The sequence below is a fragment of the Pelistega suis genome (genome assembly GCF_013133795.1).
GTDB lineage: Bacteria > Pseudomonadota > Gammaproteobacteria > Burkholderiales > Burkholderiaceae_B > Taylorella > Taylorella suis.
In genome coordinates, this window is record NZ_JABGBN010000026.1 from 1 (window position 1) to 797 (window position 797).

Consider the following 797-nt stretch of genomic DNA (forward strand, 5'->3'; position numbering starts at 1 on the left):
TCTAATTAGCGTTTTGGCGGATATGGGTAGTTTTTGTCATACAATGCTGATGGACCTTCTAAACCAGCATCTGTAGAGTTAGTCGCTGTTCCACCACTTGCTTTGATTTCCACACGACGGTTTGGACGTAAGCAATCACGTAAAGCTTGACCTGTTTCATCTGCACACGCTTTAACTTGTTGTGCTTTACCTAGACCATCTGTAGTAATCACCGCTGCAACGCCATTTTGTTGAAGTAAAGCACCTACTGTTGCTGCACGACGCTTAGATAAATCTAAGTTGTATGCTTCTGAACCTAAACGGTCAGTAAAGCCAGTTACTTGTACTTCTTTTGCGTTAGATGCTTTTAATTTCTCAGCAACGTCAGCAATGACTTGGCGACCATCTGCTGTTAATTGATCCTTGTCAAAGTCGAATAATGTATCACCACTTAATGTGTAAGTTGAGTTACCGTTACAACCGTTTGGATACCAGAAGAAGCTTTGTGCATCGTAGTTTTTGTCAAATAAGATTTTGTATTGACAAATTTTGTGCTCGCCATTCTCGCGATAGTGGAAAACATAGTCCCACTCACGCACACCATATAGACCCTCAGCAAAGTGTGGGCGACCGATTAAGTTATATAATTGGTCTTTGTTCATACCACGTTCGATAAGACGAACGTTATCCCAGTTTGGCCAAGAACCTTCTTGTGAACCGCTATGGTTAAAACCAGCACGATCAACCTTTGGCCATACTAAATCTTCAAGCTCAGCAGTCCCCTCAGAAGATACTTTGCTCAAATTGCCGCACGCTGC

General features: G+C 42.4%; 1 protein-coding gene. It reads right to left on the reverse strand.

The window, feature by feature from the left end; all coding sequences use genetic code 11:
- Window positions 1-5: 5 nt before the first annotated feature.
- Window positions 6-797 (reverse strand): OmpA family protein (locus HKX39_RS10590; RefSeq protein WP_171681286.1); only part of this gene is annotated, 792 nt, incomplete at its 5' end.